The 26998-nt window shown below is 37.4% G+C and carries 29 protein-coding genes; 18 read left to right on the top strand and 11 right to left on the bottom strand.

The annotated features are described in order from the left end of the window. Positions 1 to 16 precede the first annotated feature (16 nt). From Q0W26_RS04345 to Q0W26_RS04330, 4 genes are read left to right on the top strand one after another with little or no spacing between them, the layout of a single operon-like run. The gene (locus Q0W26_RS04345; RefSeq protein WP_298522797.1) at positions 17 to 523 is read left to right on the top strand and encodes a ribonuclease VapC; all 507 of its coding nucleotides are present in this window, start codon (positions 17 to 19) and stop codon (positions 521 to 523) included. Further along, on the top strand, positions 520 to 1635 hold the full coding sequence (locus Q0W26_RS04340; protein WP_298522795.1) for a DUF2117 domain-containing protein: 1116 nt from the start codon (positions 520 to 522) through the stop codon (positions 1633 to 1635). The genes Q0W26_RS04345 and Q0W26_RS04340 overlap by 4 nt, the downstream gene beginning before the upstream one ends. A 16-nt stretch (positions 1636 to 1651) precedes the next feature. After that, positions 1652 to 2626, top strand: coding sequence for a methanogenesis marker 2 protein (locus tag Q0W26_RS04335; RefSeq protein ID WP_298522793.1), 975 nt, complete (start codon positions 1652 to 1654; stop codon positions 2624 to 2626). 12 nt (positions 2627 to 2638) lie between these two features. Next, positions 2639 to 3427: a DUF4013 domain-containing protein gene (locus Q0W26_RS04330; protein WP_298522791.1), complete on the top strand. Its 789-nt coding sequence runs from the start codon at positions 2639 to 2641 to the stop codon at positions 3425 to 3427. 14 nt (positions 3428 to 3441) lie between these two features. Here Q0W26_RS04330 and Q0W26_RS04325 read toward each other — a convergent pair whose 3' ends face one another. Continuing rightward, entirely contained in the window at positions 3442 to 4194 is a 753-nt protein-coding gene (locus Q0W26_RS04325) for a thermonuclease family protein (protein WP_298522789.1), read from the bottom strand. A gap of 131 nt (positions 4195 to 4325) precedes the next feature. On the opposite strand from Q0W26_RS04325, the gene Q0W26_RS04320 reads away from it, so the two are divergent. The 6 genes from Q0W26_RS04320 to Q0W26_RS04295 all read left to right on the top strand — a co-directional run bounded on the left by Q0W26_RS04320 (position 4326) and on the right by Q0W26_RS04295 (position 9532). Next, on the top strand, positions 4326 to 5873 hold the full coding sequence (locus Q0W26_RS04320; protein WP_298522787.1) for a methanogenesis marker 3 protein: 1548 nt from the start codon (positions 4326 to 4328) through the stop codon (positions 5871 to 5873). Beyond that, complete coding sequence (locus Q0W26_RS04315; protein ID WP_298522785.1) at positions 5845 to 6315, top strand: methanogenesis marker 6 protein; 471 nt, start codon at positions 5845 to 5847, stop codon at positions 6313 to 6315. The genes Q0W26_RS04320 and Q0W26_RS04315 overlap by 29 nt, the downstream gene beginning before the upstream one ends. An 8-nt stretch (positions 6316 to 6323) precedes the next feature. After that, positions 6324 to 6779 (top strand): methanogenesis marker 5 protein, encoded by a 456-nt coding sequence (locus tag Q0W26_RS04310; RefSeq protein WP_298522783.1) that lies wholly within the window; start codon positions 6324 to 6326, stop codon positions 6777 to 6779. Positions 6780 to 6781: 2 nt separating this feature from the next. Continuing rightward, on the top strand, positions 6782 to 8023 hold the full coding sequence (locus Q0W26_RS04305; protein WP_298522781.1) for a methanogenesis marker 15 protein: 1242 nt from the start codon (positions 6782 to 6784) through the stop codon (positions 8021 to 8023). A gap of 17 nt (positions 8024 to 8040) precedes the next feature. Continuing rightward, entirely contained in the window at positions 8041 to 8601 is a 561-nt protein-coding gene (locus tag Q0W26_RS04300) for a methanogenesis marker 17 protein (RefSeq protein WP_298522779.1), read from the top strand. A 64-nt stretch (positions 8602 to 8665) separates the two neighbouring features. Beyond that, positions 8666 to 9532 (top strand): radical SAM protein, encoded by an 867-nt coding sequence (locus Q0W26_RS04295; protein WP_298522777.1) that lies wholly within the window; start codon positions 8666 to 8668, stop codon positions 9530 to 9532. A gap of 266 nt (positions 9533 to 9798) precedes the next feature. Here the strand turns inward: Q0W26_RS04295 and Q0W26_RS04290 are convergent, their stop codons facing one another. The 5 genes from Q0W26_RS04290 to Q0W26_RS04270 form a co-directional block, all read right to left on the bottom strand. Then, a complete protein-coding gene (locus Q0W26_RS04290) occupies positions 9799 to 10599 on the bottom strand; it encodes a DUF2207 family protein (RefSeq protein ID WP_298522775.1) in 801 nt (266 codons plus the stop codon). 16 nt (positions 10600 to 10615) lie between these two features. Then, positions 10616 to 10801, bottom strand: coding sequence for a hypothetical protein (locus Q0W26_RS04285; RefSeq protein WP_298522773.1), 186 nt, complete (start codon positions 10799 to 10801; stop codon positions 10616 to 10618). A gap of 308 nt (positions 10802 to 11109) precedes the next feature. Beyond that, positions 11110 to 11847, bottom strand: coding sequence for a hypothetical protein (locus Q0W26_RS04280; RefSeq protein ID WP_298522771.1), 738 nt, complete (start codon positions 11845 to 11847; stop codon positions 11110 to 11112). Position 11848: 1 nt separating this feature from the next. Beyond that, complete coding sequence (locus Q0W26_RS04275; RefSeq protein ID WP_298522769.1) at positions 11849 to 12373, bottom strand: hypothetical protein; 525 nt, start codon at positions 12371 to 12373, stop codon at positions 11849 to 11851. Continuing rightward, on the bottom strand, positions 12358 to 13302 hold the full coding sequence (locus Q0W26_RS04270) for a right-handed parallel beta-helix repeat-containing protein (RefSeq protein WP_298522767.1): 945 nt from the start codon (positions 13300 to 13302) through the stop codon (positions 12358 to 12360). Before Q0W26_RS04270 ends, Q0W26_RS04275 begins: the two co-directional genes overlap by 16 nt. A gap of 267 nt (positions 13303 to 13569) precedes the next feature. On the opposite strand from Q0W26_RS04270, the gene Q0W26_RS04265 reads away from it, so the two are divergent. The 4 genes from Q0W26_RS04265 (at position 13570) to Q0W26_RS04250 (ending at position 18130) form a co-directional block, all read left to right on the top strand. Continuing rightward, the gene (locus Q0W26_RS04265; RefSeq protein ID WP_298522765.1) at positions 13570 to 14157 is read left to right on the top strand and encodes a TetR/AcrR family transcriptional regulator; all 588 of its coding nucleotides are present in this window, start codon (positions 13570 to 13572) and stop codon (positions 14155 to 14157) included. Between the two features lie 281 nt (positions 14158 to 14438). After that, positions 14439 to 14870, top strand: coding sequence for a hypothetical protein (locus Q0W26_RS04260; RefSeq protein WP_298522764.1), 432 nt, complete (start codon positions 14439 to 14441; stop codon positions 14868 to 14870). Positions 14871 to 14970: 100 nt separating this feature from the next. Beyond that, a complete protein-coding gene (locus tag Q0W26_RS04255; protein WP_298522761.1) occupies positions 14971 to 16302 on the top strand; it encodes a hypothetical protein in 1332 nt (443 codons plus the stop codon). After that, entirely contained in the window at positions 16277 to 18130 is a 1854-nt protein-coding gene (locus Q0W26_RS04250; protein ID WP_298522759.1) for a C1 family peptidase, read from the top strand. Before Q0W26_RS04255 ends, Q0W26_RS04250 begins: the two co-directional genes overlap by 26 nt. A 117-nt stretch (positions 18131 to 18247) precedes the next feature. On the opposite strand, the gene Q0W26_RS04245 is transcribed toward Q0W26_RS04250, so the two are convergent. Genes Q0W26_RS04245 through Q0W26_RS04230 form a run of 4 tightly spaced genes read right to left on the bottom strand, consistent with a single transcriptional unit; the run spans position 18248 to position 21427 of the window. After that, complete coding sequence (locus Q0W26_RS04245) at positions 18248 to 18886, bottom strand: 4'-phosphopantetheinyl transferase superfamily protein (RefSeq protein WP_298522757.1); 639 nt, start codon at positions 18884 to 18886, stop codon at positions 18248 to 18250. Beyond that, positions 18883 to 20754, bottom strand: coding sequence for a SpoIIE family protein phosphatase (locus Q0W26_RS04240; protein ID WP_298522756.1), 1872 nt, complete (start codon positions 20752 to 20754; stop codon positions 18883 to 18885). The genes Q0W26_RS04245 and Q0W26_RS04240 overlap by 4 nt, the downstream gene beginning before the upstream one ends. Beyond that, a complete protein-coding gene (locus tag Q0W26_RS04235) occupies positions 20754 to 21131 on the bottom strand; it encodes an ATP-binding protein (RefSeq protein ID WP_298522754.1) in 378 nt (125 codons plus the stop codon). Before Q0W26_RS04235 ends, Q0W26_RS04240 begins: the two co-directional genes overlap by 1 nt. Next, positions 21128 to 21427 carry an STAS domain-containing protein gene (locus tag Q0W26_RS04230; protein WP_298522752.1) on the bottom strand — a complete coding sequence of 100 codons (300 nt, stop codon included), beginning with the start codon at positions 21425 to 21427 and terminating at the stop codon, positions 21128 to 21130. Before Q0W26_RS04230 ends, Q0W26_RS04235 begins: the two co-directional genes overlap by 4 nt. A gap of 189 nt (positions 21428 to 21616) precedes the next feature. Here Q0W26_RS04230 and Q0W26_RS04225 point away from each other — a divergent pair, with 189 nt between their 5' ends. From Q0W26_RS04225 to Q0W26_RS04215, 3 genes are all read left to right on the top strand, one after another. Further along, positions 21617 to 22537 (top strand): manganese-dependent inorganic pyrophosphatase, encoded by a 921-nt coding sequence (locus tag Q0W26_RS04225; RefSeq protein WP_298522749.1) that lies wholly within the window; start codon positions 21617 to 21619, stop codon positions 22535 to 22537. A 241-nt stretch (positions 22538 to 22778) separates the two neighbouring features. Then, positions 22779 to 23711 carry an S-methyl-5-thioribose-1-phosphate isomerase gene (mtnA, locus tag Q0W26_RS04220; protein WP_298522748.1) on the top strand — a complete coding sequence of 311 codons (933 nt, stop codon included), beginning with the start codon at positions 22779 to 22781 and terminating at the stop codon, positions 23709 to 23711. A 99-nt stretch (positions 23712 to 23810) separates the two neighbouring features. Next, complete coding sequence (locus Q0W26_RS04215) at positions 23811 to 24911, top strand: hypothetical protein (protein ID WP_298522746.1); 1101 nt, start codon at positions 23811 to 23813, stop codon at positions 24909 to 24911. Between the two features lie 27 nt (positions 24912 to 24938). Here the strand turns inward: Q0W26_RS04215 and Q0W26_RS04210 are convergent, their stop codons facing one another. Continuing rightward, positions 24939 to 25946, bottom strand: coding sequence for a class I SAM-dependent methyltransferase family protein (locus Q0W26_RS04210; RefSeq protein ID WP_298522744.1), 1008 nt, complete (start codon positions 25944 to 25946; stop codon positions 24939 to 24941). A 35-nt stretch (positions 25947 to 25981) separates the two neighbouring features. Between Q0W26_RS04210 and dph5 the strand changes: the two genes are divergently transcribed. Next, complete coding sequence (gene dph5, locus Q0W26_RS04205; RefSeq protein WP_298522742.1) at positions 25982 to 26773, top strand: diphthine synthase; 792 nt, start codon at positions 25982 to 25984, stop codon at positions 26771 to 26773. The last annotated feature ends 225 nt before the right edge of the window (positions 26774 to 26998 follow it).

Genomic DNA, 26998 nt, shown 5'->3' with positions numbered 1-26998 from the left:
GATTAAAATATTCATCATGGAAATTTGTTATGTATTGGACGCATCGGCTTTTATAAATGGATTTCAAATTACTTCAAAAAGGAATTGCACTGTTCCTGAAATCACCGCCGAAATCAAGGATTTCGAATCACGGTTAAAATTTGACAGTGCCGTAAATGAGGGACTGCTGGTTATCGAAGACGTTCCTCAAGTCTACATTGATGAGGTTGGTGAAATAATCTCCAAAAGCGGGGATGTCCTGAGATTGTCCTCACAGGACGTTAAGCTGATTTCACTGGCATACATGCTGATGCAACGGGGTGAAAATGTGAAGCTGATCAGTGACGATTATACAATCCAGAACACTTCAAAAATCATGGAAATCCCATATTCTGGGGTAATGACCAAAGGAATCAGAGGAATATACAACTGGAAGAAGGTTTGTGAAGGATGCAAGAAGGAATATGGTGAGGACTATCCGTTTGATGACTGTGAAATTTGCGGTTCCAGAATATTCAAGAAACGAATCAGGGTGAACAAATGAGGATTGGAGTGGTTGTTCACGGACCCAACATAATCGATTCCGGTTATGCATTGAAACTTATAGAATTGCTTGGGGAATATGGTGAGGTTTCAGCAAGGCTGGGCGGAACTATGGGAAGAACAGCAGTCATAGATGCGAGTCTGGAAGATGTCATCGACATTTCACGCAAGCTGGTTCCAAGCGATTCCATAAAGATATTTTATGATGATGGCGTTGACGTGATCTTTCTTTTGAACTATGGAAAATCCGATGTGACCGGTCAGGTATTCGGATATAAGGTTTACAGCCATTTCACCGATAAGATTTCTGACAATAACGTTCCGGTTATTCAGATTGAACGTCCAGGTGAATGCGATGGAAGCATCATTGCCTGGAACTGTGATTTGGACATCGTCAATGAACTCTCCGAAAGGTTGGGTTTGGCCGTTGTAACTCCCGAAGAGGTCTATGACAATCACATCAGGCAGGATGATGCGGGAGTCAACCAAAGAATCGTTCATGGGGTGAGCCCAGGTGAGAATATAATGGTCAACAGTGTTGTCATTGGCAGAACAGACTCCGATAAGCTGATTTTAATAGCTAAAGACAATCATATAGTCGACATTGTCGGCGGAAAACTTAAGGAACATGGCCTTGAAAAGCTGGGTGAAGTCGACCTTGAGACTGCAATTATCAAAACAGGTCTTTTGAGGAATGCAAAAGTCAAGCCACGGGTTTTGGATAAGCAAAAGCCTGAAGAATTTAAGGTAGCATTTTTGGACCATGCAGGCGAGGATGTTTACAGGTTCAGGGACTCCAGTGTGGTTATCACAATCGGTGATGATACGACATTGATATCTTCTGACATTTTGTATCGGTTTGATATACCTGTGGTGGGAATAACTGATGGTGATTTGGACAAGGTTGTAGCAGATGGATTCAAGGTTAAAGATTCTGTCATCTTTGAAGTCGAAAGTGGTTTTGATGATGTCTGCGGTCAATATATTAAAAGGATAATCTTCGACGGCAAACAGGTCACATATGATTTTTCAAATATTTCGGAGCTTGAGGAAAAAATCATTGAAATAATAAAAAATATTAATTGCAAATACAAAATAAATTATATCAAATAAATCAGGAAGTGTAATCTTGGATTTTGAAAATCTTGTTAAATCTATTCAAGAATTTAAAGGAGTATCACGTAAAAGCTCAATCGACAATGTAATTTCCCTTTTGAAAGAATCATATAACGTTTCTGGAAACGTTGTCATTGACATAGGCGATGACGCTTCAGCCATTGACATCGGAAACAATCAGGTAATGTTGATTGCCGCAGATGGAATCTGGGGAGACATCATGAATGTGAACCCTTACTGGGCAGGATACTGTTCCGTGCTTGTTAATGTTAATGATATTGCTGCAATGGGAGGAAAACCCCTTGCAATGGTTAACATAATGTCAATAAGCAATGATGAGATTTACGAAGATTTGCTGAATGGAATCAAAGACGGATGCCTGAAGTTTGGAGTTCCTATGGTCGGAGGCCACCTTCACCCTGACGGTGAAGTGGATTCATTGGGAGTGGCCATTGTGGGAATCGCCCAGAAGGACAAAATCATCACAAGCTTTGCCGCTGAAGAGGGAGACAAGGTAATTGTGGCAATCGACCTTGACGGCAAGCCCCATGAGATGTTCAGCCTCAATTGGGACACAACTTATGACAAGGATGCTCAATTGGTTCGTGACCAGATTACAGCTGTCCAATATCTTGCAGAAAACGATTACATAAAATCAGGAAAGGACATTTCAAATCCTGGAATTTTAGGAACCCTTGAAATGCTTCTGGAAACTTCCCGCAAAGGAGCTGTCGTCAATCTCGAGGACATTCCAAGAAACGAAAGCGTTAGCTGGGAGGATTGGCTAAGGTCATATCCGGGTTCCGGATTCGTATTCACTACAACCGAAGACAAATGCGAATACGTCAAGGAATATCTTGCCAGGTATTCCATTGAAGCAGAAGTGGTCGGCGAGGTGACTGACTCAAATTCCCTGATTTTGAATTATCAGGACCAGCAGGCCGAAGTCTTCAACCAGGACAAAAATCCTGTATTCATTTTCAGATAATCAGGTGGTTTTATGAATGTTGGCAAAATAGTATCAAATTCAGTTAAGTATCCTTTCAGAAACATTAAGAAATTGCCGATTCTTTTCATTCTATTCATTTTGGCAGCCATTATTCCAATTGGCATGATATTTGACAACAGGTATGTCACTATTTTCGGAGGTGTGGCATTTTTATTATTCCTTTTAATTGCACCGGGATATCTGTTTTCAATGGTGGATATCGGATTGAACGAATCATCTGCGATGCCTTCCCTGAATTTTGCCAAAAACATATACGATTCCATCAGATTGCTTGTTTTGAGAATTGCATATATGATTGTGCCCGCTTTGGTATTTTTCATTGCATTTTCCATATTTGGATCATCAGTTATGGGCATGCTGGCGGAACTAAAGATTCACAATTTCATATTCTCTTTTATTCTAATAGTTCTGGTTGTTCTTATAGTCTATATCATATTTGAAATCCTTTTGTTCTTTGCAAAGGCAAGGCTGGCTTATTTAAACAGTCTGACTGAAGCCTTGAAGATGCATAAGGTTGTCGGAGATATCAGAAAGATTGGTGTCGTCAACATACTCAAATGGATAATCTTCATGGCGATACTGATGATTGTCGTTTCATTCATTTCATCATGGATAATCGCAATTCCGTATGTCGGTATCTTGATATACATCTGCATAGTTATTCCGACACTGGAAAGTATCGGCAACTACTCATTGGGATTGCTTTATTCAAACATTGTCGATGATAATGATTTGGGCAAATTTGAAAGGGAAATCGAATCATTGAAATACTTGAATTAAAAAAAATAAGAAAATTAAGGATTACACCTTTTGCAAGGTTCGTATCCTTGATTTATCGCTTCATCCCTGCTTGATAGAAATACTTTATTCTTTTCAGACATTTTGCTCACGCTTCCGCAGCTTGCAACATGGAATTTTCCGGTATTTGCATTTGCAACATAGCTTCCGGAGCCCGATGATGAAGATGAAGAAGTGTCACTGGAATAGCTGTTTGACGATGAAGATGACGGGCTGTGCGTATCTGCCACATGTGTGTTGCTTCCCGCCCAGTTGTATGGATAAAACTCGCTTGGAGGCATGTACATTATCTCTGCAAGCCCTTCTTTTAAAAGCATTTCATTAACGTTTTTTCCGTCGACAATAACGACCGCCAATGTACGTCCGTACTTGTCGTTGTGCTTCCTGTCGTCAATGTCGATGCCGACTTTTTTATTGAGGCATAATTTCTGAACAAAGTTCTTGGATGCAATGTATCCTTCAACCCCTCTTTCAGGAGTATTCACTCCGACAAAACGGATCTTTTTGCCGTTGTCCAGATATATTGTGTCTCCATCCACAACCTGTGTGCAGACTGCACTTTCCTCAACGTGGCATTCTGTATCGGGGTATTGGCTTAGGATATCCGAAGCGGACATGTCATAGTATTTGGAGCTTGGAATGTTGTGTGAAAAGCCTGTGCCAGTGTATGCATTGGCTATTGATATTGCTCCAATCGCCAATATCAGAATCAATATTAAAGAAAAAATATGTTTTTTTGCAATGGTCATGTTATTTTTCCTCCTTTTTAATATATTGTTAGCAGTGTGTGTTTATAAAATTTTTGAAAATCAAATAAATAATTTTAATATATAATAAGATGATAAATATATAATATTAAAAATTCTTATTAGGAGATTGTATGTTAATTAAAATTAATGGAGAAGAAATAGATGTGGCGGACGGTTCTTCAATACAGGATGTAATTGACCAAACCAATGCCCCATATACTCCTGGTAGTATTGTCTGTTTGATTAAAGGTAAAAAGGAACTTGAGAAGAACATTGATAAGTATAAAATTAAGACAAATAAAGGTTCCATCATCCTCCAGTTGGAAGAGTCACAAGAGGCAAAGCCTTTGGTAGACGTCTGGAAAAACCAATACGAGGATTTTGTTGATTTGGACATCAGATGGTCCACTCCTACAGAAGTGGCAATCGGTCCTATCGTAACTGATTTGGAACCTACTCACGACGAATACAAATATTTTGAGGGAGATGTTGTTTTAAGTTTATCCAGTTTCAGTAATGAGTCTACTCATTTGATTATGCTAAAGGAGAACACAACCAATGTCTACAGTGTTCCTCCATACAACAAGGGTATCTTTGCCCGTGTTATCGGAGGCAGAAAGACATTGGAAAATCTCACAGATGACGATAAGGTAACTGGCATCGAACCGATTATCGAAAGAAGCACAACAACCGACAGCGCTTCAGTATCCGATTTGAGCACAGTTCTCGAGGAAGGAAATGAATTGTACACCTATATATCTTTTGAGGTCAATGACAAATCACCTATCTGTGTTGAGCATCTGTTTTCCATAATCAAGGACGGCAGAATTAAGGTTTCTTATGACAGTGAATCATTTTTAGGTATTTACGAACTTGAAGGTCTTGATAAACCTAAAGAGGACACTACTCAGAGACTCAGGGGAACAATGACTATCAGAAATACCGGTAAGGGTGTTGGAAAGCTTTTCATATATCGTGAAAACAGGGTATTGACACCGAACCACACCACAGTCGGAAAAATTGTAAAAGGTATGGAAATCATCGATATCGCAAAAGAGAATGACTTTATCACTGTCCAGTCAGAACAGCAAAGATTAGTGTTACTTAACCAAACTCAGGGTGCAGTTAACAAGATGTTATCTGAAGCCGGTGTTGAACATTTGATTGATGGATTGGTAGATGATGATGCAATCATTGTCGAACAGAATCCTAGACATACAATCGATATCCTAAAAGAAGGTCATGTAATCACTAAGGCGGTTAAGAAAGAGGATATCTGCAAAATCAAATTTGTAGATAATGCACCAAGGTCTGTTAAATATTTCAAACGTCTCTCAGGTCTTTTGGAAAATCCTGTCGGTAAAATCAAGGTTCACTTTGCAGTGCCTGGAATGCATATTCTCATATTTGAAGGGGATAAGAAAGCTGCAAAAGGACTGGTTCCTGAAAACAACCCGATTGACAAGGTCATCATGGGCCAAATAGGGATTACCAACATGGCTTCCAAAAGCGCAGGTCTAATCGGTATCAGGTTTGAGGACAATGCCGAATTCGGACCTACTGCGGAAAATTTTGAAGCCACAAACATTATTGGAGATATCGTTTCAGATTATGATTATCTTGAAAGTTTAAAAGAAGGAGTTGAAGTTTATGTCACCGAATCTAACCATGAGTCCTGATTTAGGTAAAGAGGATTGGGACCCTGATGTAATTACCCGTATGATTTTCATCGGGCCTGGAGCTCATGTAAGCGAACAGCAGATAGTAAACGAGTTTCATATGCTCGGTTTGCCGCTGACAATCAAAAACACCTGCTACGGTTCAATGATAAGCGGTAAAAGTGAAGATGTCTACAAGGCCATTGAGGAAATAAGAAAGCTAGATCCAAACCACATTTTCACAAAGGAAAGAGGTTTTGCTCCGGGTGACCCTAGAAGATGCAGGGGTCACAGATTTGGGCCTAGGGAAGGATTCCACCAAATGGAAAAGGAATACAGAATACTGGGTTTTGTCGCCGAAGCCTTGGAAAATCCGAAGGAAGTTGAATTGGAAGAGAAAAAACCAGTTGACGTTGACGAATTTAAGAAAATTATGAATGAATGTTTAGAAAATAAAGAATAGGTGAAAATATGGTTAAAATTGCTATTTATCCTCCAAACTCATTAATCTTAGCAGATTTACTTGAAAGAAAAGGTCATACTCCTTTAGTTCTTCAAAAACAAATCAGACAAAAAATCAAAGATCCAGAAATTGATTCTCCACCGATGAACATTACCGAAGAGGACCCGATTAAAGGTCTTAAATACGCAGCTATCGAAGTGCCTTCAGGTGTTCGTGGAAGGATGGCCATCATCGGCCCTCTTATAGATGAAGCCGAAGCAGCTATAGTTGTTGACGGGGCGCCATACGGTTTCGGATGTATCGGATGTGCAAGAACTAATGAACTGTCAATCTTTTTATTGAGAAATAAGGGAATTCCTGTATTGGAACTTAATTATCCTACCAATCAGGATGAAACCTATGTCATGGTGAATGAAATTAACGAATTCGTAGATTCATTGGAAGAAACTGCTGAGGAGGAATAATAATGGTTAAAATTGCTTTAGTTTCATGTGGAACAGAATATAGTGGAATTCAAAAGGAAATTGAAAAGGCAGCAAACAAGTTCGGTGCCGAAATTGTTCTTCCTGAAATCGATTTGGATTACATTGATGAATCTTATGAGAAATTTGGTTTTTCAGCTCAAAGTTCAAGTCTGAAATTGATGATTGCAAGGGCTATGGCCATTGTAGAAGGCAGGTCAAAACCTGATGCCGTATTCATTGCAACATGTTTCAGATGTGCCGAAGCGGCATTGGTTAGAAATGAGGTAAGACGTTTCATTCAGAACAATACTCGTATTCCGGTAGTTACCTATTCATTTACAGAAAGGACAAAAGCTGATGAACTCTTTATTCGTATGGAAGCTCTGGCCACTACAGTTACACGCAGAAGCATTCTTGCACGTGAAAAACAGGAAGGCCTCACTCTTGGACTTGACTCAGGTTCAACCACTACAAAAGCGGTTCTTATGGAAAACAACCAGGTCATCGGTACCGGTTGGACAGCCACCAAAGACATTATTGAATCTGCAAAGACCGCTGCCGCAGAAGCATTTTCCAACACAGACTATGGTTGGGATGATGTTGACGGTATCGGAACTACAGGTTACGGAAGATTCACTATGGGTCAGGAATTCGGAGCTGAACTCATTCAGGAAGAATTGTCAGTCAATGCAAAAGGTGCAGTATATCTTGCAGACTGTCAGAAAGGAGAAGCTACCGTATTGGATATCGGCGGTATGGACAACAAGGTTATTACTGTTAACAACGGTATTCCGGACAACTTTACCATGGGCGGTATCTGTGCAGGTGCCTCCGGAAGATTCCTGGACATGACTTCCCGTAGGCTGGATGTGGACATCACTGAACTCGGTCCATTGGCCGTACAGGGAGACTGGAGAAAGGCTATGCTCAACTCATACTGTATCGTTTTCGGTATTCAGGACCTTGTTACAACACTTGCGGCAGGCGGTTCCAAAGCTGATGTGGCTGCTGCGGCATGTCACTCAGTATCAGAACAGGTTTACGAACAGCAGCTTCAGGAAATTGACATCCGTGAACCTTTAATCCAGGTAGGAGGAACAAGTTTAATCTCAGGTCTTGTTGAAGCCGTAAGTGAAACTTTAGGTGGAATTGAAGTTATCGTTCCGGAATATTCACAACATATCGGTGCTGTCGGAGCGGCCCTTCTTGTATCCGGTATGGGACACAGACACGATGACAAATAATCTTAAGGGTTGATTCGATGTTAGTTGAATGCTATGATGAAAAAGGCGCAGAAGTTTACGAAATTATCATCAAACAGATATTCCAGGATTTGGTTTTAGGTTCATCAGTCGATGATTTGAAGGCTTATGTCAATCCTGATGATCCTGTTTTTGTCCTTGCCATTAAAATGAGAAAAACTTCAAATGCAATTGCCTTTGAAGATGTGGCTACTCTGTCTTATGTAAAGGCTGAAGACATTACAAGAATCATTGTTGACGATGAAAATTATCTTCCAAACATCTTAAAGCAGTTATGGGCAAGATTTTCAAGAGATGAAATCTATCAGCCTAACAGGTATCAGCTTGAGATTAACGGTGACCAATCCGGTTTGAAAACATTAATCATTGATGACCCTCACTCAAATCTGCAGAGGAGAATCTATGATGCAATCTTTAGAATATTGCCTGAAGGTTTCAAGATTATCAAAGACATGTCAACCGAGGACATCGTTGCAGTTGTAGCTACAGACGAGCTAATCAAGGATGCATGGATTGAAAAAGCTAATGAGTATATTGATGAGTTAAACAACGGCAAATAGAAAACTTTATATATTTGTTCGTAATAATACAAATTAACACGAGTTATATTGGAGAAGTGATACTATGGCTGAACACAAAGGTTCAAGATTTGCACATATAACTAAAGCACATCCATGCTTTAATGAAAAAATGCATGATAAAGTTGGTAGGGCACATGTGCCTGTTGCACCAAAATGCAATATCTTCTGTAACTTCTGTACAAGAGACATTAACGATGAGGAAAACAGGCCGGGTGTTGCAAGCTGTGTAATGGATGCAGATGCTGCAATCAAACATGTCAATGACGTCACTGCCGACGGTCCAATTGCCGTTGTGGGGGTGGCAGGTCCTGGTGATTCACTGGCTAATGAAGAAACATTCAAATTCTTTGAAAAGCTGGCTGAAGAACAGCCTGATTTAATCAAATGTATGAGTACAAATGGGCTTTTGCTTCCAAAATATGCAGACAGGCTTGCTGAACTTGGTGTGAACTCTGTTACTGTAACAATCAATGCGATAGATCCGGACATTGCTGTTGATATTTATTCATTCATTAAGTATGAGGGTAAAGTCTACAAAGGTTATGAGGCTGTTGAAATTTTAATCAAAAACCAGCTTGAAGGTGTAGAAAAGGCAGCAGCCAACGGGTTGGTCGTTAAGGTCAATTCAGTTTTAATTCCAGGATTGAATGATGAGCATATTGTTGAAATAGCTAAAGAAGTCAAGAAAAGGGGAGCTTCTTTAATGAACATATTGCCATTGATTCCTTTAGCAAAAATGAAACATTATTCACGCCCTGACTGCTCAATGATGGAGTCCGTCAGAGAGCAAGTGGAAGAAATCATACCTGTATTCAGAGCATGCACTCAATGCAGGGCGGATGCCTATGGAATACCCGGTAAGAAAAGCGAAGATCATCATTTAGGAATGACTCCACAAAGTCATTACTAAATACTTTTTTTATATTTTTTTTCACATTACCATCACTGATTTTGCGAAATGATTGTTATTGGTCAATGCGATATATATCCCAAAGTGAAATGCATTCATATTCCAAAATAGAAATCGTTAATGTCAATCTAAGTGCTATTAAATTAATGGATAATCTCAATAGTAATGTTAAATTGGGTGGAAAATTGATTATTTTGATGGTTAATCTTGATAAAAAAATAAAGTTTTGAATATCAGGTGTCAATATTCAAAACATGTTATTACGATTATCCTCCTCCAGGAATGGTGTATTTGTCGTTTACTCCGTAGAATATTCCGTCTCCTCTCCTTTTTTCGCTGACATTCAGCAAAGCGTTATTGAAGATAATGTTCAATAGCTTGTATCCATCCTTGTCAATGAAATCGGTCAAAATTGTGTTGTTTTGCCTTATTTTCAATGCATCCCTTTCAATTTCAAAGCATGCACCATAGATGATTTGGGATGAATTCTCTTCAGCGGACTCTGGAGGGTATTTTTCTGTCAAATCTTTTGATTTCAAATAGTCCTGGAAGTTTTTCCATTCCTTTTTGAGTTCCTTTCCATTGCCGGTTAATTTGCCTTTTTCCAAAATGTCTTTGTAGTTTTCACCGTCATAGCCGTTTTCACTTTTAACCGCATTTACATATTCGTTGAGGTCCTTTTCAAATTTGTTGGCGACTGAAGTGTTGTTGCTTTGCTTTGCCATGGCCTTCAGATTGAACTTTTTGTTCCTGTTCATGTTTTTAAGCAGATTGATTGCTGATGTTTCTGAAGTTTTAAGCTCGCCTTGGTTTGCGATTCTAAGGGTAATCCTTTTCATTACTTCCATGTCCTCTGGGGTTAATTTCTTTCCCACTTCATATGAATCGTCCATATCGATATCGCATTTGATCTGGCCTTTGTTTATTAAATTGAGTACTGTAAGTGACAATGCATTCACGCCGATTTTGTTGTTATTTGCAAATAATGTAGATATCATTTGATATGAATCATTGTTTGGAGCATTTTTAACGCTTTCATCATATTGGGTTTTGTTCAATCCTAACATTTCAACCCCTCCTATTTTATTCGCCGTTTTCCTCTAAAGACTCCATGTATGCTTCATGAATCTCTTCAGCAAGGTCGTCGTTTCCTTCAATAATTGGTCCTGTGAAATCACAGTCTCTGCAAATGCATTGGGACCAGTTTTGAGGTATGATCCAATCAACATTTCTAGATCCGCATCTTGGACAAATCTTATGCATCTTCATAATAATCACCTGATAAATTTTAACTGTGGCATGTTAATCTTTTGATTAGCATTTTTCACACAAGTAATTATATGAAAAAGACCATATATAAAGTTTTTCGAATGTAAGTGCACACTTACATATTTAATAATTAAAATAATAATTTTTAAAATTCATTTTTAAAAAATAGTTCATTTGGCATTGATAATGGGGATTTAATACTATTTAACGTTTTAAAAATCATGATTGGTGATGGTTGAAGTAAGGAATTGCCGATGTGTTTCGACAATATTATGGAGGGTTGTCAGCAATTCCAAACCTTGATGTTTTTAGGCATTAATGTGGTTTATGTTACATTCAGCTATTTTAGCGCCGATGCCTAAAAATTCTCCGAATATGTGGATTCCCGGACTGATTCCTTCATATGTGGCTGAGGTCATTTCAAGGGTCATTGATCCTGCAGCACATCCTCCGAATCCTCCACATAATGCGTCGCTGATTATTAATGTTGCAGCAAGTGAAGCCCTATTATAGTTCACATCAAATTCATGTTTTATGATTATTCCTGCACTGAGTGCACCTATTCCGGCACCTACTGCTGCACCTACTGCGAAACCTGCAACTGGATTTGCTGTAATGATTCCTGCCGCAATTCCTGTACCTATGCTTAAGATAACTCCACCTACACTTATGAGTTTGGATTCTGTTGCGCTGTAGCTTTCTGCTTTGTGAACGATTCCGATGCCGTCACTGCAGTCTTTTCCATTAACTATTACAACGCCACCTTTTCCGTTGCATATGTTGTCTCCTTCATTATATGTGTAATTGTCTTTGAATTTGCAGTTGTTTATTTTTAATGTACCTTGATTGAAGATTGCACCGCCGTTTTTAGCGTAATTGTTCAGGAATGAACAGTTGTTGCAGACGCATTCTCCTGTGTTGATGATTGCAGCGCCCCAATCTCTGTCAATCAGGTAGTCCATTTTGTTGTTTGAGAGTGTGACTCCGTTTAGGTAATATGTGCCTCCGAAGTTTTCAATTGCTGTGTTGAATCCGTCAATTGTCAAATTAGATATGGAAATTATTTTTACCTGATTTAAGTGTAGCAAATTTGTATTCGTCATCACTTGATGCTCCGCCTGTGATTTTGGAACCGTTACCATTGATGTTTATCACATCAAAACCGGTGGAAGCAGGATTCAGGGTTTCTTTTGAGCTGATTGTTAAAGTCTGTTTGAAGTTAATGTTCAGTGCTTTGACGAGGGATCCTCTTTCGCTGGCAGGTATTGTATTCAAAATATTGTTTAAAACATTGCTGTTTGTGGAGACTGCATTGCCATATTGGCCGGTTTCCCAAATGTCCACATTCTTAATAATCATCTGGCTCATGTGGTCCTGGTTGTTTATTAGGCTATTGCAGATGTCGTTTGGGTTTTGCACGTTTTGGAAAGTGAAGTGTTTTTCATAGATTATATGATTTGGAAATATTCTGTGGATGACCAATTCGTAGGTATTGCTGTTGATGTATCTGCCGTAGAAGAGAGTATTGCTGTTGAGATAGTTTGCTTTTCCGGTCACTAATGCTTTATACAATAGAGGCCCAGGTCGATGTTGTTTTCATTAAGTCTGGTTTCATGGGTTTTGCTTAAGAAGTCTAATTTAATGTTGGTTTTGCTGCCGTCGACAATTCCATTGACGTTATTGAATGTTCCTGTCACTTTCCAGTGTTTGACGTTAGGGCTCACGTAGATTGCCTCACCGACTATTTTTGATCCGCAGTTGGTGAATGTTGAATTTTCGACGTTCATGTTTTCGCCTTTGATGTAGATTGCACCAGCTATCTTTTGAGCGGTGTTGTTTTTGAAATTGGAGTTTCTGATGGCTCCGTTTATTCCGTTCCATACTATTGCCCCGCCCATTATTCCTGAATTTTCAGTGAGGGTGCAGTTGCTTAAAACTCCATTGTTTCCGTTCCATTCAATAGGGCAGTTGTTTCTATTTTTGAAATGGGTTATGGTCAGATTTTTAATTGTTACTTTGTTTCCGCTTATGATGAGATGATCCATTAGGTTTTTCCCGTCTATGGTGTGGCCATTTCCGGCGATGACTACATTGTTTCCCATTATGACGAGAGCATGAATAATGTCTTTTCCTTTTACAAACTGATAATCTTTAGTGAAAGTGTATGTGCTTCCGCTTTTGATGAATTTCAACTGGTTTTTCAATTCGGTCATTGAACCGTGATTGTCTTTTGCCTGTGTAGTTTTCGGAATTTCTTTTTCCGGATTTTTCATGTCGTTTGCTACTGTTACTGTTGTTGGAATGCTTTTTTCCACACTAACAGTATCTTCGATTGGTGTCTGGTTGCTTAGAGATGTTGTTGCTTGATTGTTTACATGTATTGCGCTGTCATCATGGACAATAATGCTTGTATCATTGACGTCAGTTGCATTAACGCATGAAACTGCCATGAAAATTAATGCGCAGAACATTAGTAAACATAGTATGTTGAAATTTTTCATGATATTGTCCTCCATAAATTTAGTTGTTTTAATGAAACCCGCACGTTTCATTGCTATAATTTATTAAAACGACCATATAGAAATATTTTCGAATGTAAGTGCTCACTTGCATCTTAAAATCATAAAAAAAGAATGAAAAAGTATTATTATAATATTTTGTCGTGTTAATTTAAGAGGATGCATTAAAAGGGCTTGTGGAAAAAATTATTGTCATGGAATCTCATTAATATAACTGAATTATATATGATTAGAAATATATCTATATTCATGACTGAATTTAACAGCACTGACTTAAAGATTATCAAGGCAACATTCGGAATTCTTCAAAGGGAAGGCTTCGCCAAAGCGACAACAAAAAAGATAGCTGCCGAAGCGGGAGTGAATGAAGTAACAATCTTCAGAAAATTTCAAAATAAGAACAATCTGGTCAAGGTAACAAAAGATTATTATCTGGAGTTATTCATTAAGCAATTGGAAGAAATCTTTGAATTTGAAGAGGATGAAGGAATTGAAGAATATCTCAAGATTTCATTTTTCGGCATCCTGAACCTTTCAGATGATGATTTCAGCATTCTCAGAATAGCTATGGAGGAAGTCAGGGAAATTCCTGAGAAAAAGAATTTGCTATCTGGCATTACTGACGTGATATTGAACAAATTAGAGGAATTTTTCAAAATAAAAATAGAGAAAGGGATAATCAGGGAAGTTAATCCTAAATCACTGGCCATCATGTGTTTTGGCATGCTGTTCCAGTCTGTTATTCTCTGGAAGATATATAATAAGGATCTTGACTTTGAAACAAATTATTATGCAGATGATTTGATAAACATCATGTTTGAGGGCATCAATCCGTAAGGGCATGTTCAAAATCAGTGCTGAAACAAATGTTCTTGCAAATAATGTATTTAACAATCAATGGAAGTTTAATTTTAATTATTTCTTAAAATAAACTTTTAATTATTCTTTTTTTTATCTTTTAAGGATGCAAGTGAGTGCTTGCACTCGAAAAGCTTTATATAGTGCCTATTTCATATTATCAATTGTGCTTTTGAAGCATTTTCAAAAATTAAACATTACATACAAATCAAAGGTGATAATATGGATTTAAGAAACATAGCAATTTTATTGTGACTTCCATGCTTCTATTCGGAGCGGTAAGTGCACAAAAAACAGTAAATGACTTTCAGGTAGATGGATCATACAACCATGCATACAAAGGAAATTACAGTTCATTGTATCTCAATGCAAATCAGGATTCCGGAATCACCGTCTACAAAGAATTCGGCGATGACGACAATGATGCCTACGATGATTTGATTCATGACGAAGGCAAAGACTACCTAACTCCTGACGATGATTTCAAAATAGACAAAAACTCAGACAACACAGTTAACTTCACAGACTATGACCACGCACAGCATGGCGTTGCCGAAGTAATTGACTGTGACGGCGAAAACTTCATTGTCGTATTCTGGGCAAAAGACACAAGCAATGTATCTAATTCAGATTTAGTTTCACAATTAAACGACTTCAATAAGGATAATAATGTTAATGCAATTGCATTCTAATTATCCTATTTACTATTTTTTTAACATTTTTTAGTTTTTCCGTTATTTTTAATATGTCTATTCAATAGATATTAAATCAATTAAAAATAATGGGGATATAATGAAAAAAGGACATATTATTTTTATAATATTGACATTAATATTAACTCTGTCAGTGGGTGCAGTCAATGCGGCCGATTTAAATCAGACTGGTGCGGTTGATGCTGATGATGTTAGTCCCAAATCATTTTATGAGCTAAATGAAACCATTTATGGCAATACGGAAAGTGATATTGTCATGTGTGATTTGGACTCGGATTATGAATTTGTCGAAGAAATCGACGGTGATTTTATCAGAGGCATTGCAGTAATGGGCAATACAACAATAAACGGTAATAATCATGTCATCAATTGTAAAAACAAGGCAATTTCATTCAATATTAATGAATCTATTTTATATGTCAATAACCTGACATTGATGAATGCAAATCCTATTGCGATTAGTGAAGAAACGGGAATGTGCTTTTTAAATAATGTCAGATTCATAGATGATAATGAAACAAACTCGATAGAGAATGTTTTTATTGTAGCGTCTGACGGACCAAACTCTATGGGATTCAATGATACATATACTGTGTTGGATATAGTTAATTGCAGTTTTCATTCAACAGTATCGCATTATGCAGACATCTACACTTCTGCTGCAATCGTTAACATTAAGGATTCTGTATTTGATAGCGGGGAAGTGACTTACAAGGGCCATATTGTCGCTAGTTATGAAGCTAAATTGAATGTGGATAATGTCACATTCAATAATTTGACAGGTAATTATGCTGCTGCGATATATGCCAATACATATTGGCTAAATGTCAGAAATTCAAGATTCGCTAATTTATATGCGAATATGACTGCGGGAGCTATCGGAATCAAATATTCAAATTCCTTGGTTAGAAATCACTCCTATGTCGTTGAAAACTGCATTTTCGAAAATACCAATTGTGCAAATGAAGGGGGTGCAATATTTTTTGATGCCGGAGGAATGCATGGTGACGGAATAGACAACAATGCAACAATGGACATCATCAATTCAAGGTTTGCCAATTGTTCCAGTTCTTTTGGAGGCGCTATTGTTCAACTGAGCGGATTTCTTAATATTGTCAATTCCACTTTCGATAGCAATCTTGCATTCTCCTGCGGAGGTGCCGTTTACACATCTGTAGTTGGTGTCGACATTGCCGATTCAAATTTCACAAATAACACTGCACTATATCAGAGAGGCGCAATATTTCATGATGGCTATGATTTAAATATTAACGGTTCCATTTTTATGGGTAATGCAGTTGCTTTTAACATATCTGACTCTGCAAATGCCATCTATTCATATTACTCTGATTTCAACGTCGAAAATTCCTACTTTAAATGGAGGATTGGGCATTTATGCTGTATTTACTGAATTCAGCGAAAAAAATAACACTTATGCGGGTGATGCCCTATCGACTGACAATTCTGAGTATGAGTATTTCATGGGATTGTATGCAGAACCGGTAAAATTGGAAAATAATAATATAACTGTCGATAATCTGCCTTCAAGATTTGATTTGCGCGACTGGGGATGGGTGTCTCCGATTGATAATCAGGGTGATATGGGTTCATGTTGGGCATTCGGTTCAATAAGTGCAATCGAATCTGCAATACGTAGAGCAACAGGATTGAATTACACTTTTTCAGTAAATAATTTGTATAAGATGGAATTAAGGTATTCAAAATACGGTTCATTCGACCTTGTGGAAGGAGGATATGCTGAAAATGGAATTGCATATGCCGTAAGCTGGCTTGGTGTTCAATGGAGATACTCCGACGTGTATGATGAACTTGGAAAACTCTCAGACATTATTTATGATTCGAATAAAACAGTTCATGTTCAGGATGCAATTGTCATCAGGGGCAATACCAATCAAACCATCCAAAAAGTTAAGGAAGCGATATTGAAATATGGCGCCCTTTCAATTGATTACTCAGCTGACCATTTTCTTCCTTACTACAATGAGGAAACCTATGCTCTCTACGGAAATGCCACTTATGAAGATGGAGAAATCCGATATCCTAACCATGCAGTGGCGGTTATTGGATGGGATGATAACTTCTCTAAAGACAACTTTATACTCACGCCTGAAGATGATGGCGCATGGATTATTAAAAACAGTTGGGGAACCAATTTTGGAGATAATGGATATTTCTACCTGTCTTATTATGATCCGTCATTCATTGGGCAATCGTATCTGGGATTTCTTTCAGGTGCAACTGGATATATCTTTGAAAACACTATTCCCTATCACTTAAACTATCAGACAGACTTTGCTGGAATCTATATGTTTGATGGAAACTACACATGTTACTCAAATGAATATGAATCAATATTCAACGAGTTAATCGGAGCGGTTGGAACCTACTTCAATGATAGTGGAATCGAATATGAACTAAAAGTCTATGTCAAGGGTGAATTAAGGCACACTCAAAGAGGCATAAGTGAATACCAGGGATTCAGAACAATCATTTTGGATAAATATGTTCCTGTGAAAGTCAATGATACATTTAAAGTTGAATTCAAAAGCAATTCTGTTCCATTTGCGGCTGAGTTAAGACGTCCTCTTGAAGAAGGAGTGTCAATGGTAAGTGTTGACGGTAAGGAGTGGATGGATTCCAGTTTACTTGATTCAACAGTTTGCCTTAAAGCATATACTGTAATTGATGACAGTAAAATCATCAACAACAAAGACATTTCAGTTGATTATGGTGGAGGCAAATACTTCTCCGTTAAAGTGGCGACCGAAGATGGACGTGCAGTCGGTGCCGGTGAAATCGTTAAGTTTAACATCAACGGCAAACCTGCTACAGTTAAAACTGACGCTGATGGTGTTGCCAAAGTCAAGATAACACAAACTCCTGGAAAATATGCTGTTAAAACCACATACAACGGCAAAACATACAGCAATAAAATAACTGTAAAACAGGTGCTTACAACAAGCAAGGTTACTGTCAAAAAGTCTGCAAAATCCTTTGTCTTGAAGGCTAAACTTAAAATCAACGGCAAACTTGTGAAAGGCAAGACAATAACATTCAAGTTCAACGGCAAAACTTACAAGGTTAAAACCAACTCCAAAGGACTTGCCAAAAAGACCTTCAAGAAAAATGTTATCAAAAAGCTTAAAAAGGGCAAAACCTACACAGTTAAGGTCACATATAGTAAAGACATAATTAAATCTAGTGTAAAAGTAAAATAGATGTTATTCATCTATTTTCTCTATTTTTTTAACATTTTTGTGCAAGAATTCTCCGGCTTCTTTAAGCCGGAGAGGTTCAATAAGGATTTTGAAGCGCCAGAAATGCTTTAGACAGTTTCATATCTTATACAGCTCATTGACGCCCACTTTATCCAACTCAATTTCAGGGTAATGGCTGGCAATTCCAATTTTATAGTCTTGGATGCCAAATAAATTAAATTTCAGATTATTATTGTCATTTTTAAGTTTGATTTCCTCATCAATTATTATTTCAAAGCTGTCCAGTTCCAGATTCATTCCAAGACCAGTGTATTTCATGTAGCTTTCCTTCAAAACCCAGTATTTGAAAAATTCTTCGGGGCTGTTTTCGGAGTTCATGATGCTTTCATATTCGCTGTTGTAGAAGTAATTTTTAGCTATGTCCAAATCAATTTCAGAGTCAATATATTCGACATCCGCCCCAACTTCCCTATCGGATATTGCACACAAAACCATTTTGCCGGAATGACTTAAATTGAAATGAATGTTTTCATAGTTGGATATGTATGCCTTGCCGTATTTTCCAGTTTTAAAGTGAGGTTCAATGACATTTTCCTCAAGCAATAATTTTTTCAAAAGAAGATAAGCGCCGCAGCTGAGTTTTTTATCCTTTTCAAATCTGTAAAAATCAATCTTTTCCTGGCGCTTTTCAGAAACCAGTTTGTATCCTCTTTTTAAGTCCAGGTTTTCCACGTTGCAATAGGCTAATTTAATCATTCTATCTTTAAGTATGTTAATGTCATGTCATCAAATTGTTCTGCATTTTCGGTAAAACCATTAATGTCATTTAATAATGGTTTGATTGGATCTTCTTTGCTTTCAAATCCATTGAAGAAGTCTAAAAGCCTCTCTTCACCATACATTTCATTGTTGTCATTGTTGGCGTCAGTTATTCCATCAGTATATGTCACTATTTCACTTGTTAATGTTATCTCTTCGTTGGAATACTCGAAATCTTCCATCACTCCCAACACGATTCCGCTATTGATGTCAAGATACTTGAATTTTCCATTCTCTTTGATTAGCGGAGGATTGTGTCCTGCATTGGAAAATGTTAATTTTTTAGTTTTTCTGTTATAGATTCCAAGCCATAATGTGATAAACATTGATTCGGAGTTATTTTCACACATCTGATTATTGAGGAGGTATAAAATTTTTGAAGGATCCTGATTATGATTCAATATCTGCTTGATGCTCACCTGGGTAATCATTGCAATTATTGCGGCCGGAACTCCTTTGCCTGATGCATCCCCAATAACAATGGCCAAATTTTCTTCATCTATCATGAAATAATCAAAAAAGTCTCCTCCAACTTCCTTTGCGGGATGGGAATAACCATTGACAATAAAATCCTCCATTTTTATTGCACTGGTTGGAAGTGCTGCTGCCTGAATTTTTGTTGCAATGTCAAGCTCAGCATTAATGCGCTCCTTTTCACCTTCAATTTCACGGATGTTTTCAATATAGTTGTTGTTGTGGTTAATTAGCTCCGTGTATGAACGGGCAAGGGTTCCTATTTCATTCTGTTCATTAAGGTATCTGGAATAGATTTCCACCAGCCCGTCACTTTCAATCTTTTCATTTTCATTGATGAATCCTTCGATTTCGGAAAATGATGAAATGGGTTTGACCACTTTTCCTTCAATATATCTTAAAATAATCATTCCTGGAATAAAGAATAGAATTATGATGATGTCGGTTATTATAAGCATAGGCATTAGCCTTAAGTAGATATTACCATCATCTATTTTTGATACAAGATTAAGGCTTAACATGGAAATTACCACTCCAAAAATGGCGATTGTTAATGTTATTATGAGAAAATTGCGTATAATTGCTTCAATTATCGTGTTTTCATCGCTTGGTTGTATCTCATGTTCGAATGGTTTTGTCAGATAAGCGAATAATAAAATTGTAATCAGTGTGATTTCTCCCATTATGATGGATGTATCCAGGTTCAGGAATATGGATATTAGTAAAATGCCTGTAAAAGTTAATAATGCACAGAATAATGTTAGATACAGTTTTTTGTTGATCTGCCTTTTTGATGTTTTTGGGGTTTCAACAAGGTCGATTTTTTTAGAAAGCCAAATGCCCAGTATACCAAAAATAAATCCTAAGTTAACGAAATTGAGAAAATAGGAAACGAAAAAATATCCGTCAATGCTGTTTCCGTAAATAATTCCCAGTAATGCGGCGTGAAGGGCAGAATAGATAAATCCGCACACTACCATAGTAGATAAAAATAGGCCAAGGTGATAATTATTGTCCAGTACTGGTTTTGTAATCTTGTCTGTTTTAATGCCGGAGTACCAGATCTTGTATGCCAGATATGAAATTCCAAAAGTGATGATTGCTGATGGAAGTATTTCAATAGGGGTGTATCCATCAAGCAAATCCAGAATGATGTTGGATAATGTTGCACCCAATGCACCATATGGTCCGAACAATAAACCTAAAACAAATATTAATCCGACATGGGGAGTAGATATCCCCAGGGTCCAGAACAGATTAGGAGAAAGTGCATAATGGATTATTACCATTATCAAAAATGATATTGCTATTTTCTTCAGTTTAGATTTCATCATTCCACATTTTTAACAATTTTCAAGTGATTTTCACCGTTCATATATTGATAATCAATTTCGTCAGCTATTTCTTTAGTTAAATAAATGCCCAGCCCTCCGATTTCTGCTTCTTCAATCGTATCTGGCATGGAAGGTTTTTCTTTTAAAAGGGGATTAAATTCAAAACCGTTGTCAATAAACTCCAATGTTAATGTGGGGCTTTCATATTCCACATTAACGGTAATGAATTCTGTTTTTGAATAATTGACGATATTTACGAATATCTCTTCAACAATCAGATTAACTTGAATGTCTTTGTGAGGAAATTCATCTGAAATAAACTCATTAAGAGCATATAATTCAGTTAATTCGGGTTTTAGAGTTATTGTGTTCATTGTATGTCTAAAATTTTATCGAAACCTGACATTCTAAATATTTCGCCAACAGCTTCATTAATGTTCTTAATCACAAACGGAACATCATCAGCTTTAAGTTTCTTTTGAGTCGCAATTAGAACTCTAAGTCCTGCACTTGAAATGTATTCCAAATCTGTGAAATCCATTATCAATGAATCAAAATTTCCCAGTTCATCATTAATCTCTTTATCAAGGTCTTTTGAGGTAATGGTGTCAATACGTCCCTCAATAGATAATGTCAATTCCTTTTCATTGTAACTTTTAGTAATGTCCATGATTATCACTATGGATATATTTGTATATATCAATTTTAAATATTTTTGTTTAATGAACTGCATGTTAGAGTGAAAAATTCTGAATCTATTGATCAGGTTTGACATTTCGGTTTTGCAATATCACAACATTAAATATGGATGAGAAAGATAATTTAAATAGATACAAATTTTTTTGAGGAAAACGATAATATGGTTAAGACTTACGTTTTTGGACATAAAAGTCCTGATAGCGATACCATTACTTCAAGTATTGTAATGGCTAACTTGGAAAATGAATTGGGAAACTCAGAAGCTCAAGCTTACAGATTAGGTAATATCAACAAGGAAACAGAATTTATTCTGGACTATTTGGGCATTGAAGCTCCTGAACTTTTGGAAAGTGTTGAAGACGGCGCAAATGTCATTTTGGTTGACCACAACTCTCCTGCAGAATCAGTTGATAATCTCGAAAACGCAAACATTTTAAAAGTAGTTGACCATCATAAATTGGCTTTGGAAACTTCCTATCCTTTATTCCTAAGATTTGAACCTGTTGGATGTACCGAAACAATTTTAGCCAAACTTTATGAAGAAAACGGTGTTGAAATTACAAAGGAAATTGCAACATTGATGCTTTCAGCAATCATTTCCGACACCCTTCTTTTAAAATCCCCTACCACTACCGAAGACGATAAGGCCGCAGTCGAAAAGCTTGCAGAAATTGCAGGAATAGATGCTGAGGAATACGGTCTGGAAATGCTTAAGGCAGGAACTGACCTGAGCAGCTTTTCAATCGAAGAAATTTTATCTCTCGATGCAAAACAGATCGACTTCAAGGATGTTAAATCAATTGTAAATCAGGTAAACACCGCCGATATTTCAGACGTGATGGCAATGAAGGATGAGCTTGAAGCTGGAATTAACAAGATAATTGATGATGAAGGTCTTGATCTTTTCATGCTTCTGATTACCGATATCGTAAACAGCAACTCCCAAGTGATTGCTTTGGGAGAAAAGGCATGTCTTGTTGAAAAGGCATATGGCGTCAAATTGGAGGACAATACCGTTTTGCTTGAGGGTGTAGTTTCACGTAAAAAACAGGTAGTTCCGATAATGACTGAAAATGCTTAATTGTTGGGTATTACTAAATATTATGCAAAGTATTCAATTTAACATAAAAACTTATAAAGGATTAATTGATAAATAATAATTAAGATGTATTTTTAATACGTCTCTAATCAATCCGTGAGGATATTTTTTTAAAAAGTATAATTATAAATTAATGCTCAAACATTAAACAAAATTAGAAACTAACACTTAATTATACTTTTTTTCTTATTTTTTTTAGGATATTTTTTAATAAGGTGTTACTATGAAAACACTTGAATGGGAAGACAACAAATTAAAACTTATTGATCAAAGAAAGCTTCCTGATGAGTTAACCTATGTATACTGTGAGGACTATCAGGATGTAATAGTTGCAATTAAAAACATGACTGTCCGTGGAGCACCAGCGATTGGAGTGTCTGCCGCTTTTGGGCTGGCGCTTGCCGAACTTGAGGGTGTAGATTTGGAAAAAGCTGGAATGGAAATTAAGGCCGCAAGACCTACAGCTGTTAATCTGTTCTGGGCAGTTGACAGAGTGCTTGAAAGTGATGATGATGCACTTAGTGAAGCATTGAAGATGTATGAAGAGGACATGGCAACAAACAGGGCAATCGGAAAGTACGGTGCTGAAGTCATTGACGATGGCGATACAATTTTAACACACTGCAATGCAGGAGCTCTCGCATGTGTTGATTATGGAACTGCTTTAGGAGTAATCAGGGCCGCACGTGACGCCGGCAAAAACATAAATGTAATCTGTGATGAAACCCGTCCTCGCGGTCAGGGAGCAAGCCTCAGTGTATGGGAAATGCAGCAGGAAAACATTCCGGTAAAACTGATTCCTGATGTCGCATCAGGATTTCTCATGTCACGGGGAAAAATCGATAAGGTGGTCATAGGTGCAGACAGGATTGCAAAAGGGGGTGTCGTAAACAAGGTGGGTTCATTTATGGTGGCGCTTGCCGCAAAACACCATGACATTCCGTTTTATGTGGCGGCTCCTTACTCAACCTTTGACAATGACATTAACATTTATGATACTATCATTGAAGAGAGGGATGGTGATGAAGTAAGGTACTACGGAGGAGCAAGGATTTGTCCTGAAGGAACCGAAGTCATAAACCCTGCTTTTGACATAACTCCAAAGGAGTTGATTACAGGCATAATCACTGAAAAAGGAATTATTGATCCGATTTAAACAATGATTCCAACACTTTTTTCCGTTGATGTTTTGGTATAGATAATTATTTTAAATCTGAACTTCAAATTTATCTCTAGAAAATGTTTTTGTGTAATCATGAATCTGAAGAAATATTTCTGTCCATTACTGAAGGGTAACAACCCCCTATCTCACAGGTTGTCAAAGGTTTTTTGCCAGAAAGACAATCAGAAAGACATTTTTTATCAAAAGCTGGACTTTTATAAAAGACGTAAAAACGGCGAGCTGACGTCCGAAGAGATGGAGATGTGCAAAAAGCAGAAGGACTGTGAAGAGAAGCTTTCCCATGTCTCAAATGAACTGACCATTCCCAAACTCGAGGAACTTGACATGATGTATGGGGTTGCAAACAGTTTGAGCGGGATAAATGCTGAAAGGCATTACAGCAATCTCAAATATCTGGCTATTCTAGGTGCATTACTTGCCATATTTTTTGTTCTCTATAGTGAAATCGATTTATATGAGATTATCTTTGCATGTTTGCCTTTGATTATAATTTTGGGTGGCATTCTTAAATGGGCGGAAAATTCACAGCATCACAAAAACTATCTGGAGTTTAGGGTTCTTGCAGAATCCTTCCGTGTTCAGTTTTTCCTTTCTATAGCCGGCACAAACAAAAGGGTAGTCGACATTTTACCATGGTTTGTTAAAAGAGGAGTGCCATGGATCAGTGAGGTTTTAGATGATATGGAATTGCCTGATATAAGCAAGACGGAAAAAAAACCCATTTTGAACTTTTGGATTAGAAATCAGATGTCCTATCATGAATATGCTTTGGAAAATAAGAGGAAGGAAAAATACAAGAATGATATGGAAACCAATATTCTGCTATACGTTACTCTGATAATTTATTTTTTAGCATTTATATTTGAATTGTACATGTTTGTCCATTCCCCAGGGAATGTCCATCCTGACATTTGGCGAACTGCCTTGAACTTGTCCTTAGGATTCGCTGCGGCGTTCACATTGTTTTTAGAAAGTTACTATGGAAAGAAATCCTTGGATGACATATGCAATGATTATGAACGTATGTACGAGCTGTACGTATGGGCAGAACAGAAGGTCATACATGAAGGGGAAAGCACTGAAGTAATATTGGACTTGGCAAGGGAGTTTCTAATCGAAAACAGTACCTGGTATGCTTATCAAAATCAAAACAAGCCGGGTTTTGTACTGTAGAATCATTTTAATAATTTCTTAACTGCATTATTGTTTTTCAGTGACTTTGCCGTCGATGGCAATATGCCATTCTCCAGGTGAAGTGGATTTTACTTTTCGGGTGTTGACTATTTCAACATCTTTGTTTTTCTTTTCACATGCCTCTTTCAGGCGTTTTTCTCCCTGTTCATATGAATCAGAAAACTCATAGTAATTGATTATTCCACCATCTTCAATCAACTCAACTGCAAGGTCAAGGAAAGTATATGCAAGGCCAGGCAGGTTCATGATAATTCTATCGAACTTGCAGTTAAATTGTTTGCTTACTTCGGCAATGTCTCCGGCATATGTTTTGATGCTGCCCTTGAGCTTATTTAGATTAATGTTTTCATTCAGATATCTGATTGCCTCGCCGTTAATGTCAACTGCTGTTATGTCTGCAGTTTTGTTTTTTGCAATGACAATAGGAAAAGGACCTATTCCGCAAAACATGTCAAGAATCTTCTCGCCGTCACTGACGCTTTCCATCACCCGTTTTCTCTCGGTTGCAAGTCTTGGTGAGAAATACATTTCACGAACGTCCAGTTTCAGTCGGGCTCCATGCTCCTTGTGGATTGTAACCGAATCGTCAACTCCTGCTAGAAATTCCAAATCGCGCACTCGTGTTGTTCCCTTGACTGCGCTTTTTTTCATGTAGACTGACCTTCTTTTTGTAAAGTCATGGGCGGCCTTGCCGATTTCAAATCTTTTGTCGTATAAGCTGTCGGGAATTTCCAAAATGATGATGTCTCCTATGGTGTCGAAGGATGTTCTAAGGGTTTCGATTTCGTCTTCTGTCAGTTCATCTTTTAAAATCTCGGCAAAGCTATGGGGAACCCTTTTCATGGCTTCCAATTCCATGCACACTATTTCATGACCTTCAACATTTTCATTGACTGGAATATATCCGAATCCGTCCTCGGTTTTTATCCTGTATTCTATATTCATTTTCCCAGATTCCATTAATTTTATACGGGTGTCGTTCAGTTGTCTTAATGGAACTTTTACACATTTCATAAGGTTTATTATGTTTAAATTATTATATAATGTATATGTTTTATTTAGTGGGTTTAGGGTTGTTTGACCATAAGGATATTTCTATAAAAGGATTGGAATGTTTAAGAAATGTTGATAAAATTTATGCCGAATTTTTCACATCCAGACTCTTCGGTTCTAGCTTTGAAGCTATTGAAGAGCTGGTTGGCCAGGAAATAGAGGTTCTGGTCAGAGGTGAGGTTGAAGAGGAACATAAATTCATCGATGAGGCTGAAAATATGGATGTTGCCTTAATCACAGGTGGAGACCCGCTGATTGCAACCACTCACAGTGACTTTCTTGTTCAATGCTCAAAAAAGGGAATTGACTATGAAGTAATTCATGGTTCATCAATTCTCTCTTCCGCACCAGCCATTTCGGGCCTCCAGGGATACAAATTTGGAAAAGTAACAACCATTCCGTTTCCGGATTATAATTTCTATCCGAAATCACCTTACATGGCAATTGAAGAGAACCTGAAAATGGACTTGCATACTCTGGTTCTGCTTGACATCCAAGCCCACAAGGACCGTTACATGACTGTCAATCAGGGTTTGGAATATCTCATGAACATCAAGGATGATCTCGACTATGAGGGCATGATAACTGAAGATACATTGGCAATGGGCATTGCTCGTGTTGGTTCAGGTGATGTCTGTGTTCGTGCAGGAAATATTTCGGAATTGATTGACTTTGACTTTGGAGGGCCACTTCACTGCATCATCATTCCTTCAAAACTTCACATTGTCGAAGCGGAATATTTGGTTGAAATCGCCGGAGCAGACCCAAAAATACTTGATGATGTTTAATTTTAAAAAAAGGGGGAGTGTGGAAGTAGTTTTAACTACTTCCTGGATAAGAACATATTCTAAACATTTTGGAGATTATAAAATGGTTGACTGATGTTCAATATTAGATATGAAAATAACTTCACATCGATTATTATTTTTATTTTAATATTATATAAATTTTTTTGTTTGAATTTTTGATTTCAACGGTAAAAATTAGATAGTGGTATTTAATGAATAATGTTA

The sequence above is a fragment of the uncultured Methanobrevibacter sp. genome (assembly GCF_947169325.1).
In the GTDB taxonomy this organism is placed as follows: Archaea; Methanobacteriota; Methanobacteria; order Methanobacteriales; family Methanobacteriaceae; genus Methanocatella.
The sequence above is the reverse complement of the archived record's forward strand: the minus strand, read 5'-3'. Positions and strand labels throughout refer to the sequence as shown.